This window comes from Halobellus rarus (genome assembly GCF_024494595.1).
Lineage (GTDB): Archaea > Halobacteriota > Halobacteria > Halobacteriales > Haloferacaceae > Haloquadratum > Haloquadratum rarum.
This window is the reverse complement of sequence record NZ_JANHDI010000001.1, coordinates 567,852-585,117: the sequence shown is the minus strand read 5'-3', so window position 1 is coordinate 585,117 and position 17,266 is coordinate 567,852. Positions and strand designations below refer to the sequence as shown.

Annotated in this window: 18 protein-coding genes; 13 read left to right on the top strand and 5 right to left on the bottom strand. The window is 67.9% G+C overall.

Annotated elements, in window-relative coordinates; genetic code table 11:
- Nucleotides 1–4: 4 nt before the first annotated feature.
- Both NO876_RS03095 and cofH read right to left on the bottom strand, forming a co-directional pair.
- A complete protein-coding gene (locus NO876_RS03095; RefSeq protein ID WP_256420192.1) occupies nucleotides 5–1,162 on the bottom strand; it encodes a tubulin/FtsZ family protein in 1,158 nt (385 codons plus the stop codon).
- A gap of 193 nt (nucleotides 1,163–1,355) precedes the next feature.
- Nucleotides 1,356–2,753, bottom strand: a complete 1,398-nt coding sequence (cofH, locus tag NO876_RS03090) for a 7,8-didemethyl-8-hydroxy-5-deazariboflavin synthase subunit CofH (protein WP_256420191.1) — start codon at nucleotides 2,751–2,753, stop codon at nucleotides 1,356–1,358.
- Nucleotides 2,754–2,947: 194 nt separating this feature from the next.
- On the opposite strand from cofH, the gene NO876_RS03085 reads away from it, so the two are divergent.
- On the top strand, nucleotides 2,948–4,003 hold the full coding sequence (locus NO876_RS03085) for a phosphoribosylaminoimidazolesuccinocarboxamide synthase (RefSeq protein WP_256420190.1): 1,056 nt from the start codon (nucleotides 2,948–2,950) through the stop codon (nucleotides 4,001–4,003).
- Nucleotides 4,004–4,043: 40 nt separating this feature from the next.
- On the opposite strand, the gene NO876_RS03080 is transcribed toward NO876_RS03085, so the two are convergent.
- Nucleotides 4,044–4,187, bottom strand: coding sequence for a hypothetical protein (locus NO876_RS03080; protein ID WP_256420189.1), 144 nt, complete (start codon nucleotides 4,185–4,187; stop codon nucleotides 4,044–4,046).
- Between the two features lie 249 nt (nucleotides 4,188–4,436).
- On the opposite strand from NO876_RS03080, the gene purS reads away from it, so the two are divergent.
- The 3 genes from purS to NO876_RS03065 all read left to right on the top strand — a co-directional run bounded on the left by purS (nucleotide 4,437) and on the right by NO876_RS03065 (nucleotide 6,042).
- A complete protein-coding gene (gene purS / locus NO876_RS03075) occupies nucleotides 4,437–4,688 on the top strand; it encodes a phosphoribosylformylglycinamidine synthase subunit PurS (protein ID WP_256420188.1) in 252 nt (83 codons plus the stop codon).
- Between the two features lie 55 nt (nucleotides 4,689–4,743).
- Nucleotides 4,744–5,421, top strand: a complete 678-nt coding sequence (gene purQ, locus NO876_RS03070; RefSeq protein WP_256420187.1) for a phosphoribosylformylglycinamidine synthase I — start codon at nucleotides 4,744–4,746, stop codon at nucleotides 5,419–5,421.
- A gap of 108 nt (nucleotides 5,422–5,529) precedes the next feature.
- The gene (locus tag NO876_RS03065; protein WP_256420186.1) at nucleotides 5,530–6,042 is read left to right on the top strand and encodes a TspO/MBR family protein; all 513 of its coding nucleotides are present in this window, start codon (nucleotides 5,530–5,532) and stop codon (nucleotides 6,040–6,042) included.
- Between the two features lie 21 nt (nucleotides 6,043–6,063).
- On the opposite strand, the gene NO876_RS03060 is transcribed toward NO876_RS03065, so the two are convergent.
- Nucleotides 6,064–7,161, bottom strand: a complete 1,098-nt coding sequence (locus NO876_RS03060; protein WP_256420185.1) for an archaeosine biosynthesis radical SAM protein RaSEA — start codon at nucleotides 7,159–7,161, stop codon at nucleotides 6,064–6,066.
- A gap of 179 nt (nucleotides 7,162–7,340) precedes the next feature.
- Here NO876_RS03060 and NO876_RS03055 point away from each other — a divergent pair, with 179 nt between their 5' ends.
- On the top strand, nucleotides 7,341–9,281 hold the full coding sequence (locus NO876_RS03055; RefSeq protein ID WP_256420184.1) for an aldehyde ferredoxin oxidoreductase family protein: 1,941 nt from the start codon (nucleotides 7,341–7,343) through the stop codon (nucleotides 9,279–9,281).
- A gap of 271 nt (nucleotides 9,282–9,552) precedes the next feature.
- Here the strand turns inward: NO876_RS03055 and NO876_RS03050 are convergent, their stop codons facing one another.
- Entirely contained in the window at nucleotides 9,553–10,467 is a 915-nt protein-coding gene (locus tag NO876_RS03050; protein WP_256420183.1) for an MBL fold metallo-hydrolase, read from the bottom strand.
- Between the two features lie 101 nt (nucleotides 10,468–10,568).
- Between NO876_RS03050 and NO876_RS03045 the strand changes: the two genes are divergently transcribed.
- From NO876_RS03045 to NO876_RS03010, 8 genes are all read left to right on the top strand, one after another.
- Nucleotides 10,569–10,967, top strand: coding sequence for a DUF5778 family protein (locus NO876_RS03045; RefSeq protein ID WP_256420182.1), 399 nt, complete (start codon nucleotides 10,569–10,571; stop codon nucleotides 10,965–10,967).
- 77 nt (nucleotides 10,968–11,044) lie between these two features.
- Nucleotides 11,045–12,475, top strand: a complete 1,431-nt coding sequence (locus NO876_RS03040) for an MEDS domain-containing protein (protein ID WP_256420181.1) — start codon at nucleotides 11,045–11,047, stop codon at nucleotides 12,473–12,475.
- 79 nt (nucleotides 12,476–12,554) lie between these two features.
- Nucleotides 12,555–13,625 (top strand): siroheme decarboxylase subunit beta, encoded by a 1,071-nt coding sequence (gene ahbB / locus NO876_RS03035; protein ID WP_256420180.1) that lies wholly within the window; start codon nucleotides 12,555–12,557, stop codon nucleotides 13,623–13,625.
- A gap of 28 nt (nucleotides 13,626–13,653) precedes the next feature.
- Nucleotides 13,654–14,358: a precorrin-2 dehydrogenase/sirohydrochlorin ferrochelatase family protein gene (locus NO876_RS03030; RefSeq protein WP_256420179.1), complete on the top strand. Its 705-nt coding sequence runs from the start codon at nucleotides 13,654–13,656 to the stop codon at nucleotides 14,356–14,358.
- Nucleotides 14,343–15,755, top strand: a complete 1,413-nt coding sequence (hemA, locus tag NO876_RS03025) for a glutamyl-tRNA reductase (protein ID WP_256420178.1) — start codon at nucleotides 14,343–14,345, stop codon at nucleotides 15,753–15,755. Before NO876_RS03030 ends, hemA begins: the two co-directional genes overlap by 16 nt.
- An 85-nt stretch (nucleotides 15,756–15,840) precedes the next feature.
- A complete protein-coding gene (locus NO876_RS03020; RefSeq protein WP_256420177.1) occupies nucleotides 15,841–16,116 on the top strand; it encodes a 4a-hydroxytetrahydrobiopterin dehydratase in 276 nt (91 codons plus the stop codon).
- 9 nt (nucleotides 16,117–16,125) lie between these two features.
- Nucleotides 16,126–16,497, top strand: coding sequence for an LWR-salt protein (lwrS, locus tag NO876_RS03015; RefSeq protein WP_256420176.1), 372 nt, complete (start codon nucleotides 16,126–16,128; stop codon nucleotides 16,495–16,497).
- 49 nt (nucleotides 16,498–16,546) lie between these two features.
- Nucleotides 16,547–17,251 carry an HAD family hydrolase gene (locus NO876_RS03010; protein WP_256420175.1) on the top strand — a complete coding sequence of 235 codons (705 nt, stop codon included), beginning with the start codon at nucleotides 16,547–16,549 and terminating at the stop codon, nucleotides 17,249–17,251.
- Nucleotides 17,252–17,266: the final 15 nt, after the last annotated feature.

Here is a 17,266-nt window from a genome sequence, read left to right as displayed (position 1 = left end):
CCGGCTAGAACAGCGGATCGATCTCGCCGTCGCCGTCCCAGACGAGGTCTCGAAGCGCCTCGGGTCGCTGCTCCGCGCGTGCTTTGAGGTTCCGCTGCGTCTCCGCGCCGATCTGCTGGAGCTCCTTGATCCGCGGGACGTCGGTGACGCCCGAGAGGACCACCAGACCGGCGACGTAGTCCGATTTGGGAATCGGATAGTCGCCGCCGCGGACCTCCATCGTGCCGGTCTCCTCTTCCAGCCACCGCCGCGAGCCCTCGATCCCCTTCCGGCTGAGGTACTGCGGCGGGCCGCTGACGACGACGAGGGCGCGCTCAGTGCTCTCGACGTTCGCCGGGAGCGTCAGGTTCCCCAGGGTCGCCCGGCGCACGGTGGTCGTGATCCGGTTCACGACGTCGGTCTCGTTCGGATCCGGTTCGCGGCGGCCGAACAGTCCGCGGGACGGCCGATCCAGTTGGGAGTTCGCGTAGCCGATCGTGGTCACACCGCCGCCGGCGAGCGTGTTGATGATCTCGGAGGCGTCGACGACGGACTCGGGAAACGGCGGCTCCGACACCTCGCCGGCGCTGAGGAGGACGCCGAGGCGTCGCGCGATCTCCTCGTTGATGCTCGCGTAGCCGCCCCGGAGGCTCTCGCCCGATCGCCGCCAGGCGTCGTTGTCGAAGACGAGCAGGTTGTCGACCTCGCGGACGAACGTCTGGAAGGACCGCGCCGCGTTCAGCGTGTAGATGCCCCCCTCGTCGCTGCCGGGGAGAATCCCCAGTCCGTACACCGGCTCCGTGTAGAGCCGTGAGAGTTCGCGGGCGATGACGGGCGCGGCGCCCGATCCCGTCCCGCCGCCGAGTCCGGCGACGACAAGGAACGCGTCGACCTCGTGGACGGGGAGGTCGTCGATCGCGCCCCGCACCTCGTCGAGGTCCTCCTCGGCGACGGTCACGCCGAGCTCGTTGTCGGCCCCGCAGCCGTGGCCCTTCACGCGCGACTGGCCGATGAGCACGCGCCTGTCGACCGGGATCCGTTCCAGGCCGAGCAAGTCGGCTCTCGCGGAGTTGATGGCGACGGTATCGGTGACGAAGTCGGCTCGGCTCGCCGCCTCGTAGTCCAAGATTGCGTCGGCGACCTTCCCGCCGGCCTGCCCGACGCCCAGGAGTGCGATCTTCATCTGTGGAGAGATATCCACCGCCGAGAACAATATAGTGTCGCCCGTACGGGCGGGTGGCGGCGACACGTCGGCGTCCCCTTCGCAGTCCGCCAGGTCGGCGTCCCATCCGTGGGCGTCTCGCTCCGCCGACGCGACTTCGTCGGCGAGAGTCAGGCGGGATCAGGTGCCGGTCCGGATCGGGAGCCAGCCCGGATCAATCGTCTGCGGGCGCGGGGTCGCCCGGTTCGGGGGGCCGACCGTCGAGCACGGGCGTGCCGTCCGCGCGCGGACCTAACCGCGGACCGAACGGCGGGTCGTCGGGGTCGATCCGGCGGCGAGTCCGGTAGTCCGTCGACCGCTCGACCGCGGGTCGCCCGATGGCGGAGATCATCCCGACGTACTCCTCGAAGGAGCGGAATTCGCCGTAGGTGCCCCCGGCGCGGGTCGTGATCTCCTCGGAGAGGATCGTCCCCATGAAGTCGTTCGCGCCGCAGTTGAGCAACTTCAGCGCCTTCGCGTTCCCGAACTTCACCCACGAGGACTGGACGTTCTCGACGTTGTCGAGGAAGAGCCGCGAGACGGCGACGAGCAGTTCGTCCTCGGCGTCGCTCGCGCCGCCGTCGACGACGCCGCGCTCGTACAGCGGCGTGTGCTGGTGGACGAAGGAGAGCGGGACGAACTCGGTGATGCCGCCCGTTCTGTCCTGGAGATCGCGGAGCACCTTCAGGTGGCGGACGCGGTGGGCCTCGTTCTCGACGTGGCCGTACATCATCGTCGAGGTCACGTCCAGACCGGCCGAGATCGCGCCCTCCAACGCCCGGACCCACTCGTCTGTCGAGATCTTTCCCGGACAGATGACCTCGCGGACCTCCTCGACCAGAATCTCCGCGGCGGTCCCCGGCGCGGAGTCGAGGCCGGCGGCCTTCAGTTCCCGGTAGACGTCCTCGTAGGACCACTCGGTCCCGCGGCGGGCGTGGTCGGCCTCCTCGGGCGTCATCGAGTGGAGGTGGACGCCGCCGACGGACATCGCGCGCATCTGTTCGAGGTACGTCCCCGGGTCGGTGTCGTAGACGCTCGGCGGCTTGTAATCGACGTCCCTGGCGGGGCTGTCGTGGGCGTCGAGGATCTCGTGGTGCTCCTCGTTCAGCGCGAACGCGGGGTGGAGCCCCGACACCGACGTCACCTCGTAGATCCCTCGCTCCAGTGCGTCTTCGACGATCGCACGCGACTCCGCCGGCGTCTTGGTGAATCCCGCGTGCTCGCCGTCGTGGTCGGCCTCGAACCGGCGGGCGGTGTCCTTGAAGTTGCAGAACAGACAGCCGGTGTTGCAGGCGGTCGTGACGTTGTTATTCAGGTTCGCGACGAACGTCACGTCGTCGCCGACGACTTCCGCGCGCCGCCTGTCGGCCGCTTCGAGCACCCGCTCCTTCCGGATCGGGTCGACTCCCTCATCTTCGGTCCCCGTCGTCAGCAGTTCGATCCCGTCGTCGACCGTCAGGCGGTCGCCCGCGCGGGCCTTCGCCAGCGCGTTCTCGAACGACTGGTCCGTTTCGGGGACGACGTCGAAGTCGAACGCGGACCGGTCGTCCGTCGGTCCCGCTGGCTCTCGCATACCACCCTTCGGGTCGTCCGAAACCAAAAACCTGGGCCTCCCGGCGGATGAGTCGAGCGCGCCGACCCGCCGTTGCGACCCGAACCCACGGAGACCGAGGAGTATACGCGATCGTGGATAGACATCGCCTGTCGTCTCGCGAAGTGCGCACGGGAGTGGAAGCCTTCTTGTGGACACCCGAGACAGTTTGCCGTATGACGAGCGTCAAGGAGTTCCGCGTCGAGACGGAGCCGACCGCGACGGAACTCGGTCGGGGCCGGTTCGTCTTCACCGACCAGTACTCCGTCTTCGACTGGGGGGAGATGCCCGATCACGTCCCGAAGAAGGGCGCGTCGCTGTGTACGATGGGCGCGTTCAACTTCGATCGACTGGCCGAAGCGGACGTGCCGACGCACTACGTCGGCGTCTACGATCCCGAACCGGACGCCGACGCGGTCGACAGCGACACGGCCGATCCCGTCGCCCTCGCCGACTGCGCCGCCCCGCCGACGGAGATGGCGATCGAACTCACGCAGGTCCCCGACCTCCCGTACCTCGGCGACGGCGCGTACGACTACGACGCCTACCACGACGCCGCGGGGGAGAACTACCTGATCCCCCTCGAAATCGTCTTCCGTAACACGGTCCCCGTGGGGTCGAGTCTCCGCTCGCGGGGATCGCCGACGGAGTACGGGCTGGACGCCGACGAGTGGCCCGAGGAGGTCGTCGACCTCCCGGAACCCGTCGTCGAGTTCTCGACGAAGTACGAGGAGCAGGACCGCTATCTCTCCCGACAGGAGGCCGACCGGATCGCCGGCGTCGCCGACCTGGATGCCCTAGGGGACCTCGCGCTCGCGGTGAACGACGCGCTCAACCGCCGCGCCGAGGAGCGCAGGTTCGTCCACGAGGACGGCAAGATCGAGTGTCTGTACCACGACGGGGAAATCAAAGTCGCCGACGTCGTCGGCACGTTCGACGAGAACCGCTTCTCGTACGGGGGCCAAGAGATCTCGAAGGAGGTCGTCAGGCAGTACTACAAGCGGACGGATCCCGAGTGGGTCGAGGCCGTTTCCGACGCGAAATCGCGGGCCCGCGAGGCGGGCGTCGCCGACTGGCGGACGCTGTGTGAGCGCTCGCCCGAGTCGCTGCCGGCGGACGTCCTCGACGCCGTCTCCGACCTCTACGCCGCGGGGACGAACGCCTACATCGGGACCGAGTGGTTCGACGCGCCGGATATCGAGGACGCGGTCGATGCCGTCCGGGACCTCTGATCTCGCTCGGTTCGGGACTCGTTCCCTGCGAATCCGACGCTCACCACGGCGCGTGCTCCGTGACCGCTTCGATCAGCGCGAAGTAGTCGAAGACGAACCACAGGAGCAGCGCGCCCCCGGCGAGAACGAGAAGCAGGTAGAGGAGATGTTCGACCTGTTTGGCTCGAAGCGGAGAACGGATCATTTGAGAGTGGGAGTCGCCTTCGACCTCGTCGCCGAGCGGAAAGTATCTTTTCGCTCTACTCTGAACAATGCCCCGTCCGACCCCCGCGGTGCGAGATGAGCCCTCCGGGGCCGGGCGCTACGGGACGAGAGACGAGTCACGCAGGCGGATCCGACCGGTGGGGTCCCACGATACGGGGGAGGAACCACGTTCGTGTATAACCGAACCAGTCCAAAACGACTTTTACGCACGACCGCGCACTACGACTCGATGACGACGTACACCGCGACGGTGACGGTCCGCCTCAAGCGGGGCGTGTTGGACCCCGAAGCCGAGACGACCAAGCGCGCGCTCGAACGCCTCGGCTTCGAGCTCGACGCCCTCCGCTCGGCGGACCAGTTCGAGGTCGACCTCGACGCCGAGTCGGCCGAGGCCGCGGCCGACCGGGCCGACGAGATGGCCGAGCGACTGCTCGCGAACCCGACGATCCACGACTACGACGTCGAGGTGGCCGAAGCCTGATGAGCGTCGCTTCACCGACACCGACCGTCGTCGAGGCATACGGAGGTGACTCGCCGTGACGGTCGCTGTCGTCACTTTCGGCGGCTCGAACTGCGACCGCGACGCCGTCCGCGCGCTCTCCCACGTCGGCGTCGACGCAGAACGCGTCTGGCACGAGGACGGCCTGCCGTCGGACGTCGACGGAGTCGTCCTCCCCGGCGGCTTCTCCTACGGCGACTACCTCCGGGCGGGCGCGATGGCCGCGCACTCGCCGATCATGAACGACGTCCGCGACGCCGCCGAGGATGGCGTCCCCGTGTTGGGCGTCTGCAACGGCGCACAGATCGGCTGCGAGTCGAAACTGACGCCCGGGGCGTTCACGACGAACGCCAGCGCGCGCTTCCAGTGCGAGTCGGTCCACCTCCGCGTCGAGAACGCCGACACGCCCTGGACCGCCGCCTACCAAGAGGGCGACGTGATCGAGATCCCGATCGCCCACGGCGAGGGCCGCTTCGAGATCGGCGAGGAGCGCTACGACGACCTCGTCGCCGAGGACCGGGTCCTCTTTCGCTACTGTGACGCCGACGGGAACATAATCGAAAAGGCGAACCCGAACGGCTCCCGCGGCAACGTCGCCGGGATCCTCGGCGACCGGGAGACCGTCGCGGTGATGATGCCGCACCCCGAGCGCGCGTCGCTCCCCGACCTCGGCCGCAGCGTCGACGGCCAGGGCGTGCTCTCGGCGTTCGTCTGAGCCGGCCAGGGCGTCCCAAGTTGGGTCCGGGCCCGTCGGCGGGGCGGATCGACGCTTCCGGCCCCGGACTGGCGGGCGTGTTATGTCGGCGGCGACCGACGGTGTCGTATGGCCCGGCTCCGAACTCGTCTCCGAGAACTGCCCGGCGAGCGACCGCTCCTCGCGCTCGCGCTCTCGATTCTGGCCGTCGAACTCGTCGGGGCGTCCGGCGCGCTCTTCACTGCGCAGGGGCTCGGCGAGTGGTACGACTCGCTCGTCCGGCCCGCTCTTGCGCCGCCGAGCTGGGTGTTCGGTCCCGTCTGGACCGCGCTGTTCGCGCTGATAGGCGCTGGACTGTGGCTCGTGTGGCGACGGGCACCCGCCGAACCTCGAACCGTCCGCGTCGCCGGCGTCGTGTTCGCCGTCCACTTCGCGTTCAACCTGGGCTGGTCGGCCGCGTTCTTCGGGATGCAGGCGATCGGGCTCGGACTCGCGGTGATCGTCGTGCTCTGGGGGCTCATCGTCGCGACGATGTGGGCGTTCGCTCGGGTGGATCGGCGCGCGGCGCTGCTGCTGGTTCCGTACCTCGTCTGGGTGAGCTTTGCCGCCTACCTCAACTACCGGTTCTGGGTGCTGAATTGACTCCCACAGGCCTGTGAGCCCCTACCGCGCCAGCGGCATCCCGTAGCTCGTCTCCGCTTCGATCACGTACTCCCAGGTCGCCTCACAGTCGCAGGAGACCTGCTCGAAAACGGAAGGGTCCTGCCGGCGGTCGAAGTCCTTGATCGCCTTCTGTACTCTGTCGTCACACTCGCCGCAGTTGTGCGGACCGCGATCGGAGCCGTGACCGACGGGGTCGGAGACGACGATGGCGTCGACGTCGGCGGTCGATTCGAGGACCTCGGCGACCGACCAGAGCCACGGCGGGCGGTAGCCGCCGCGGAAGAACAGCTCGTCGACCATCGTGTACCGCTGGACGTTCGTCGGGTTCATCGAGACGGTGTGACAGCCGTCGACTGCGGCGCACCGGCGGACCGAGGAGATCATGTCGTCGACGGCCTCCGACTCCGAGAGGAACGGCGGTTTCATCAGGAGGTACGCCTTGATCCCGGCGTCGACGCCGTCGGCCTCCAGATCGGCGTCGCGGGCCTCCTCGCAGGCGGCCTCGAAGTCCGCGAAGTCGAAGTACTTGTTCACGCAGTCGTGTCTGATCCGGTCCGTCGCGGTCTCTAAACCGATCGCGACGTCCGTCGACAGGCCCACGTCGGTGAAGTCGGCGATCTTCTCCCGGTCGACGAAGTCCGGAAGCGACTCGACGACGATCCGCTGGCGGTCGGCGAACGTCTCGGCGATGGCGGTTCGGGTTTCGGCCCCGACCTCGCGCTCGTCGAGGAACGACCCGGAGGTGTAGATCTTGATCAGGTCCGCGGGCTCCTCGGCGTTCTCGGCCTCGTGTTCGAGGCAGACGTCGATCTGGTCCATCAGGGCGTCGTGGGCGACGCTGCCGCCCTCGACGGACTCCGCGACGTAGCCGCACATCGTGCAGCCGCCGGCGCGGGCCCACCGGCAGCCCCCCGTGTTCAGGATGATCGTCAGCGACTGGACCACGCCGTCTGGGGTGTTGTCCTCGTCGAGCCAGACCCGGGTCGGTTCGTGGGGATCGTAGTGTTTCTCCTTTTCACTCCGTATCTCCCGCATCACCTGGTTGTGGGCGTCCATCCCCTTTCCCCGCTCGTAGACCTCCGGACTCGGCTGACTCATTGGGAGTCGGTACTCGACGAACCGGTAAATCTCCGTCGTCTGTGCGTGGCCTCTCTCGGCGGCGTCGTTCCCGCGGAGAGCAGGGTCGCTTTCGTGGCAGCGGACGTAACGTATTCCGGTTACCCCGCGGTGGTAACGACTAACAGAATTCGGCCCTAAGGTAAGGACGGACATTAACTATGACAGATCTAGGTGGATTCAACGACCACGTCGCCCGCGTCGACCTCACGAGCGGGGACGTGCAGTACGAGGGAATCGACGAGGAAGACGCCCGCAAGTACATCGGCGGGCGCGGCCTCGGCGTGAAGTACGTCTTCGACAATGGCACGGACGTCGATCCGGAGGGCCCGGAGAACCTGCTCGCGTTCATGAACGGCCCGCTCACGGGAACGCAAGCCCCGATGAGCGGTCGAATCGCCGTCTGTACGAAATCGCCGCTGACCGGGACCGTCACCGACTCGCACCACGGCGGCTGGTCGGGCGCGCGGCTCAAGTGGTCCGGCTTCGACGGGCTGCTCTTCGAGGGGCAGGCCGACGAGCCGGTCTACGCCTACGTCGAAGACGGCGAGGTCGAACTCCGAGACGCCTCGGACCTCTGGGGGATGGGCGTCCACGACACGATGGACGCCATCGAGGAGGGCCACGACGGTCAGTTCGGCAAGAACCTCTCGGCGATGGCGATCGGACCGGGCGGCGAGAACGGCACGAAGTACGCCTGCATCATCAACGAGGACGACCGCGCCTCGGGCCGCGGCGGCACCGGCTGCGTGATGGGCTCGAAGAACCTGAAAGCGGTCGTCGTCAAGTCCGGGACGAAGATGCCCAAGCCGGAGAAACCGGAGACGTTCACCGAGGGCTATCAGCAGGCGATGCAGCTCATCCGGGAGTCCGACGTCACCGGCCCCAACGAGGGCGGGCTGTCGCTGTACGGCACGAACGTCCTGATGAACCTCGCCGAGGAGATGGACGGGCTGCCGACGCGGAACGGGCGATACACCTCGACGCACTCCGAGGCCGAGGAGGACCCGAGCGAACCCAACATCGACGCCGAGAAAGTCTCCGGCGAGAACGTCCGCGAGAACATCCTCGTCGACGAGCCGACCTGTCACTCCTGCCCGGTCGCCTGCAAGAAGGAGACCGAGGTCACCTACGAACACAAGGGCGAGGAGATGAACGTCCGCGGGGAGTCCTACGAGTACGAGTCGGCGTACGCGCTCGGCCCGAACTCGATGAACGACGACCGCGACAGCATCGCCGTGATGATCAACCGGTGTAACGACCTCGGTATCGACACCATCGAGGCCGGGAATATGATGGCGATGGCGATGGAGATGAACGAGCAGGGCAAACTCGACGACCTGGACGACGGGCTCGAGTGGGGCGACACCGAGCACATGATCGACCTGCTCGAGGAGATCGCCCACGGGGAGTCCGAACTCGGCGAACTCCTCGCGAAGGGTCCCCGCCGCGTGGCGGAAGAACGTGACGCGCACGACAACTCGCTGGCGGTCAAGGGGCAGACGATCGCCGCCTACGACCCGCGCGCGATGAAGGGAATGGGGATCGGCTACGCCACCTCGAACCGCGGCGCGTGTCACCTCCGCGGGTACACGCCGTCGGCGGAGATCCTCGGCATCCCGGAGAAGGTCGACCCCTCCGAGTGGGAGGGCAAGGGCGAGCTGTGCGCGCTCTTCCAGGACCTCCACGCCATCTCGGACTCCTTCGACATCTGCAAGTTCAACGCCTTCGCGGAGGGCATCGACGAGTACGTCGCCCAGTACAACGGGATGACCGGTCTCGACGTCACCGAGGACGAACTGATGGAGGCCGGCGACCGCATCTACACCCTCGAACGGTACTACAACAACCTCGTCGGCTTCGACGGCGAGGACGACTCGCTGCCGGGGCGGTTCGTCGAGGGACACGACGAGGCCATCCCCGGACAGGGCGGAGCCGAGGGCCAGCTCTGCGAACTCGACAAGATGAAAGCGGAATACTACGAGCGCCGCCAGTGGGTCGACGGCGTCGTGCCCGACGACCGACTCGACGAACTCGGCATCGACGTCGGCCCCGGAACGGGCGTCTCCAGCGGTGACAGCCCCGCGCCGGCGGACGACTGATTCCCGACGGCCCGACGGATTCCCCGCGGGCAGAGCGGGAGCCGACACGACAACGCTGATGACAGTGCGGTCCTGAGGCCGAGACGCGGACGCCGCCCCGGCACCACCGAACGCGACACGGTCGGTCGGGTCGCGCGGCCGCCGCACGGGCGAGGGTCGAACCACGCGGACCCGCCTTTTCGAGAGTCTGATTCCGAGACGCGTCCGAAACCCTCTCCCCAGAGAGCGTTTTCACTCCCTCCGTCTCTCACCGGAGCGCGACACAGCTACGCTACGTGTCCTCGGCCTGTCTGTCCAGTGAGGCGAGGACGCCGCGCGTGTTCAGTCGTTCCTCCGCGCGGGCCTTCCGCTCGCCCCACACCTCGACCATCTCGGAATGCTCTTCGAAGTGCTCGATGACGGCCTCGTCGTCGCCGAGTTCCGCCCGCTTCCGTCGGACGGCCTCGACCCACTCGACGAGCGTCCGCTTGTAGCCTTCCATCAGCGCCGGGTCGTACTCGACGTCGCCGTGGTGGCCGAAGCAGAGCGTCTCGGGCGCGAGGTCCTCGATCGTGCGGACGTCGGCGAGACACCCCTCGAGATCGAACTGCGGCGGCGGCGAGGTCTCTCGGATCTCGTCGCGCTCGGGGACGTAGATCCCGGTCGCGTCGCCGGTGTAGAGCAGGCCGTCGTCGGGCTCGAAGAACACCGAATGGTGAGGTGCGTGTCCCGGCGTGTGGGTCACCGAGAGCGTGCGGTCGCCCAGGTCGATCTCGTCGCCGTCGACGAGCGGTTCGATGCGCTCATCGGGGATCGGTTTCGGGTCGACGTAGAAGTCCCAGTTGTCGCCGACGGCGTCCTTGGTCCCCGCGACGAGCCGTTCGGGATCGACGAGGTGGGGCACGCCGATCTCGTGAGTCCGAACCGTCGCGTTCGGGCAGGCCTCGACGAGGTAGCCCGCGCCGCCGGCGTGATCGAGGTGGACGTGCGTCAGGAGAATATGTTCGACGGCCTCGCGGTCGATGTCGAGTTCCGCCAGCGCGTCGAAGACGTACTCGCGGTTCCAACCGGTCCCCGTGTCGACTATCGCGGGTTCGTCGCCGTCGACGACGTAGACGGACCCGTGCCGCGGGGTGTCGTGGAGTCCGACGTCGACGTAGTGGACGTCGTCCGTTCCCTCGACCGAGGAGAGATCGCCGATAGCCATGGCTGAAGGGCGTCGCGCGGGGAAAAAAGCGTTCCCGTCGGGCGGGGCGGACCGGACGCCGAAACCGCCATCCGTTTATTCCGCGCGGTCGACGCTCCGGTATGAGCGAGACACTCGAAGAAGACCTCTACCAGCGAACGCTCGCGCTGCTGGAACCCGGCGAGATCGAACTTCTCGGTGCGATCGTCCACACGACCTTAGAGAGCCAGGAGGACCTGGAGATGCAGGAACTCACCGTCGAGATCAACGACGTGATCGCCGAACACGCCGAGAAGGGCGAGACGTACATCTACGCCGGCAACGACACCGACGAGTTCGCCTCCAACCAGTTTCAGGGACTCACGCTCGACGACGACGCGTTCGTCTGGGAGTGTCAACAGCTGCTCCGCGAGGGGACGTTCGACATCGTGTTCTACTACGAGGCCGGCCTCGATCAGGACGCCCTCGCCGAAGACCTCGAGGCGCTGGATCACGTTGATCGCGTGACTGCGGTGCCGTAGACTGTCCCGATACGGGCCTCACACCCCGGTTTCGACGGTGGAAAAGATAAATATCCGTTCATCGAGACGGGTGCGATATGGCGCCAGAAACCGAGCGAACGAGACCGAAAGAGCGGAAGGGGACGCCGACTCTCGGCGAGATCCGCTCGGAGTTCATCGATCGGGATCTGCCTCGGCACCTGGCGCTCTTCTACGACGACGTCGAGACGCAGTTGACGGTGTCTGCGGCCTTCGCGAAGCACGAACTCGGACGCGGGCGGCAGTTCCTGTACCTGTACGAGGACAACGACGTCGCCGCCGTGCGGCGGGCGTTCGAGATGGCTGACATCGACGTCGAAGAGCGGCGTGCGGCCGGCGCGCTCAGGATCGAAGACGCCACCGAGGTGTACTTAAAAGAGGAGTTCGACCCACAGGCGATGATCGGCGCGCTCGAGGACGCCACGACCGAGGCGGTCGACGCCGGGTACACCGGACTGAGCGTCGCCGGCGAGAACACGTGGTGTTTCCACACCTCCTTCTCGTTCGATCACGTCCTCGAGTTCGAGTCCGACTTCGACGCCTGCGCGCCCGACCTCCCGGTCACGGCGCTCTGCCAGTACAGCCTCGATCGATTCGATCAGGAGTCGATCAGCAAGGCGCTGTGGACCCACGAGCAGATCGTCTACCGGGGTCGGATCTGCGAGAACCCCTTTTACGTCCCCCCGGAGGAGTTCCGGCGTTCGGAGACGTCGAAACTGGAGGCGCGGTTGATGCTGGAGCAGACGTACAACCTCTCGCAGGCGCGTCGCGACGTCGTCCAGCGCGAGCAGCGCATCGGGGTTCTCAACCGAACGCTACGCCACAACATCCGCAACGAACTCAACATCGTGCTGGGACACCTCGCGGACGTCGGCCGGGACGAGGGGCTACCCGAGAAATACCGTGAGCGCCTCGAAACCGCCAGTCAGTACGCGGAGAAGATCGTTCGGACGTCCGAGAAAGCCCGGTACGTCGAGCAGACGCTCTCGGAGGGGCGGCTCGGACCGATCGACCTCGAACGGGCCGTGATCGAGTCGGTCGAACGGACGCGAAGCCTAGTCCCCGGCGCGGAGATCACGACGGCGCTGGGGGCGTCCCCGACCGTGCTCGCGGACGAGAACTTCGGCGAAGCACTCGACGAGTTGCTCGAAAACGCCGTCCAGCATCAGGAACGGTCGCCACCGGTAGCGAACGTCTCGCTCGACGTCCACGAGCAAACGGTCGTCCTCGAGGTGCGTAATCCGGGCGATCCGATCCCGGCGGACGATCAGCGAGCGCTCCGGACCGGGCAGGAGACGTCGCTGAATCACGCACAGGGAATCGGCCTCTGGATGGTGAAGTGGATCGTCGAGAACTCCCACGGTCGGCTGACGTTCCCGACGCATCCGGGCGAGTCCAGGGTTCGGATCGAACTCCCCGCGACGTCCGTGCTGGCAGGCTCGGGAGCGGCCGCCTCGGAGTTCCGGGTGACCGACTCGGACGAACCCTGAGCGGCGGGGCCCCGCTGGGGTCCTCGGGTACATTCACCCCTTCGAGACGCTTATCCTTCCGGCAGCCTGAGCGTACGGTATGAGCGAGGCAGACGCGGACGACCCGGATCTCTCGGTTCTCGACCGCGCCGTCATCAACGCGTTCCAGGGCGGATTTCCCGTCGTCGAACGGCCGTTCGAACCGGCGGCGGCCGCCCTGCGCGAGCGTGGCGTCGGCGTGAGCGCGGACGAACTGCTCGGGCGGGTCCGCGAACTCGACGAGGCCGGCACGCTGAGTCGCTTCGGCGCGCTCGTGAACGCCGAGGAGATCGGCGGGACGGCCACGCTGGTCGCGATCCACGCGCCCGAAGACCGGTTCGACGAGGTGGCCGAGACGGTCAACTCCCACCGGGAGGTCGCCCACAACTACGAGCGTGAGCACCCCCACCTCAATATGTGGTTCGTCGTCAGCGTCGCCGACGAGGACCGCGTCGAGGCGGTGCTCGGAGAGATCGAACGCGAGACCGGTCAGGAAACGTACAACCTCCCCAAGCAGCGGGAGTTCCGCGTGGAGGCGAAGTTCCTCGTCGACGGACCGATCCCCGACGGCGACGTCGACCTGTCCGATCTCGGCCCCGATGTGACCCCGACGGAGTCGAAGACGCTGACGCCCGCCGAACGCGACCTCGTCGTCGAGATCCAGGGCGGCCTGCCGATCACCGAGACGCCCTACGCGGACGTCGCCGACGCGATCGGTCGCGACACCGGGTGGGTCGTCGAGACGATCAAGCGGTTCGAGAAGGAAGGAAAGGTCCGGCGCGTCGGCGTCGTGCCGAACCACTACGCGCTCGGCTACACCGAGAACGGGATGACGGTCTGGAACGTTCCCGACGAGGTCGTCGACGAGGTCGGCCCCGCGGTGGCGTCGCTGCCGTTCGTCACCCACTGCTACCGGCGACCGCGACACGAGGGCGTCTGGCCGTACAACTTCTTCGCGATGACCCACGGGCGCTCCGAGGCCGAGAGCGAGCGCCGGATCGAGCAGGTGCGCGAGACGATGAGCGAGTACTGGGACGTCGGCGACGACGACTGGGACTCGCTGTTCTCGACTGGAATCCTGAAGAAGACGGGGATCAGACTCGACGAGCGGGCCGCGGCGAACACCGAATGATCGGAGAGGCGGAACGAGACCCACGCAAATGATCCCGCTGTACCACGACTTCACCGGGCAGACGGTGCTCGTCTTCGGCGGCGGACCGGTCGGCGCGCGGAAGGCCCGCCGGTTCGCCGTCGAGGCGCGCGTCGTCGTCGTCAGCCCCGAGTTCGACGAGGGGAGCGACTGGGAGACCGACGAGACCGCGGCCGGCGAGATCGCGCCGGTCCGCGCGCGGCCGACGCCCGACGACGTCGGCGCGTGGATCGAGCGGAGCGATCCGGCGCTGGTCGTGGCCGCGACCGACGACGACGCGGTGAACGACGCCGTCGCGGCCGCGGCGCGCGAGCGAGACCTGCTCGTCAACCGGGCCGACAGCAGTTCGGTCGAATCGGACGACACGGCGTCGGCTCGGGTTCGCGACGCCGTCGTGCCCGCGACGGTCGCGGACGGAGACGTCCGGGTCGCGATCTCGACGGACGGGCGGAGCCCGGCGCTCGCGAAGTACCTGCGCGAGCGGATCGAATCGGAGGTCGAGGGGGCCGAGGCGATGGCGGAACTGACCGGCGAGTTACGGGCCGAACTGCGGGCCTCGAACCTCGATCCGTCCGCGCGTCGTGATGCGATCCGGGCGGTGGTTCGCGACCCGCTGGTTTGGAAGGCTTTACGTACGGGGGCGTCCAATCCCCGTCGAGAGGCGACACGCGTGATACGGAACACGACAGGGGGTGACCGATGGACGTGGGAGTGATCTGTGGGTCCCGTGTGTCGCACGACCGCGCCGGCGTCGACGAGATCGAAGACGCGGCGGGCGAAGACGTCCGGGCGGTCGTCGAGACGCTCCTCGACGCCGAGGGCGTCAGCGAAGCGTTCGCTATTCAGACGTGCAACCGGGCGGAAGCGTACGTCGTCGCCGAATCCACCGAGCGGGGGCGACGAGCGCTCGAAGCGGTCCACGGAGACGCTCCCGAAGACGCCGTCGTCGAGACGGGACACGAGGAGAGCCTCCGACACCTGATCCGCGTCGCCGCGGGGCTCGAATCGCTCGTCCTCGGCGAGGACCAGATCCTCGGGCAGTTCAAGCACGCGATCGAGATCGCCCGCAACGCGGGCGCGCTCGGACCGACGCTGGAGATCGGGCTCACGAAGGCGGTCCACGTGGGCGAGCGGGCCCGGACCGAGACGGGGATCAACGAGGGAGCGGTCTCGATCGGCTCCGCGGCCGCGCGACTCGCCGAGACGGAGATCGATCTCGACGGGGCGACGGCGCTCGTCGTCGGTGCCGGCGAGATGGGCAAGCTCGCGGCCAACGCCCTTTCGGACGCCGGCGTCGCCGAGCTGACCGTCGCCAACCGAACTGTGCCGCACGCCGAACACGTCGCCGAGACCGTCGAAACGCCCGCCCGAGCGGTGTCGCTCGACGCGGTCGCGAACGCGCTCGGCGACGCCGACGTCGTCGTCACCGCGACGAGCCACCCGGAGTACCTCCTCGATCCCGAGGACGTCGACGAGGCGGGCGAGACGCTCGTGATCGACCTCGCACAGCCGCGCGACGTCCACCCCGACGCCGCGGAGGTCGACGCCGTCGTCGTCCACGACATCGACGCCCTGGAGTCGGTCACCGAGGAGACGAAAGCCGCTCGAAAGGCCGCCGCCGAGGAGGTCGAGGCGATGATCGACGCGGAGTTCGATCGGCTGCTCGACACCTACAAGCGCCGCCAGGCCGACGAGGCGATCAGCACGATGTACGAGGCGGCCGAGCAGGTGAAGTCCCGCGAGGTCGACACCGCGATCTCGCGACTGGAGGCGCAGGGCGAGTTGACCGACGAGCAGCGCGAGACCGTCGAATCGATGGCGGACGCGCTCGTCGGCCAGTTGCTCGCCGCGCCGACGAAGAGCCTCCGCGACGCCGCCACCGAGGACGACTGGTCGACGATTCAGACGGCGATGGCGCTCTTCGATCCGGAGTTCGGCGAGTCGCGGACGTCGGTCGCGTCGAACTCCCGACGGGAGCGAAGCGCGCGAGAGGACGGAGGCGGCGGGAAGCCAGGCGCTTCGACGGCTGACGCCGCCGGCGACTGCGAGACGAAGCGGTCGAGCGACGAGGAAGTACCGCAGTACGTCCTCGAGAGCGCCTCCGACGACTGATCGGTTCTGCCCCCCCCCTTCTCGACAGTCCCGAGAGGGACGTCCCGGGAGAAACGTTATGCGCCCGGCGAGAGACGTAGTCGGTATGGCGGAGCTACTCTCAGACGACGAGGTCCGAACGCAGCTTCCCGACGAGTGGGAGCGCGACGGCGAGGAGATCACACGAACGTACGAGTTCGACGACTACCTGGCGGGCATCTCGTTCGTCACGCAGGTCGGAGAGGTCGCAGAGGAGGAGTTCCACCACCCCGAGATTCGAATCGGCTACGAGGAGGTGGAGGTCCGACTCACCAGCCACGAGGAGGGTGGAATCACCGAGAAGGACATCCGGCTGGCGAACCTCTTCGACTCGGAGTACTGAGCGGAGACCGTGGACGCCGCCTACGTGTTCCGGGTGACAGTGCGGTTCGAGACGGCCGCGGGCGTAGACATCTCCCCGGAGACAGTCGAGGCGACGGTCGAGGTCGCCGCCGATCCGCCGGGTGAAGGCGAGTGGCTGTTCTTCCGCGACGCGCTCTGGCGCGGGGAGGTCGGCGACGAGCGCCACGCGCGCGAACTCGCCGAGTCGTGGCTGTCGGTGCCCGTCGCGGACGTGTCGTTCAGCGAACTGCGCCTCGACTCCGCGTACCGCGAGGCGCTCGAAGACGCGATCGAGTCGAACCCGGAGCCGTTCGACGGCGACAGTGCGCGCGACGTCCTCCACAGACACCTCGGGTCCAGCATCCGGGTCGTCGACGACTGAGAGCGGTCGCCGAAATACACTTACGGGGGCGCGGCGTAGCGCTCGTCCGATGAACACCGATCCGGGCCACGCCACCTACGACTTCTGGCTGTTCGACCTCGACGGCACGCTCGTCGACGCCGAATGGTCCTACACCCGCGAGGTGTTCGACCGCGTCGGCGACAGAGTGGGTCGGGAGTTCACCGACCGCGAGGCGGAGGTCCTCTGGCACGGCCTCGGCGGCGCGCGCGACCCGCAGCTCCGCGAGTGGGGCATCGACCCCGACACCTTCTGGCCGGCGTTTCACGCGGTCGAAGACCCGCAGGCGCGCGCGGAGGCGACGTACCTCCACGACGACGCGGCCGACCTCGTCTCCGAACTCGCCGCCGACGTGCCGGTCGGCGTCGTGACGCACTGTCAGGAGTTCCTCGCCGAACCCGTCGTCGAGCACCTCGACGTCGGCGACTGGTTCGACGCGTTCGTCTCCTGCACCGCCGAGACCGGGTGGAAGCCCGACCCCGGGCCGGTCCGGCAGGCGATCGAACGGCTCGGTCGCGACCCGTCTCGACCCGGCCGCGGCGTCCTCGCCGGCGACGGCGCGAGCGACGTCGGCGCGGCCTGGAACGCCGGACTCGACGGCATCCACGTCGAGCGACACTCGCCGGAGCACCGGGGCCGCTGCGTCCTCGCGGACCACCGCGTCTCCTCGTTCGACGAGCTGTCGCTGGGCGGAGTGGGGTTGGACGTCGCCGCCGACGGCGGAACCGTCGAATAGTCGACTCCGAAAATC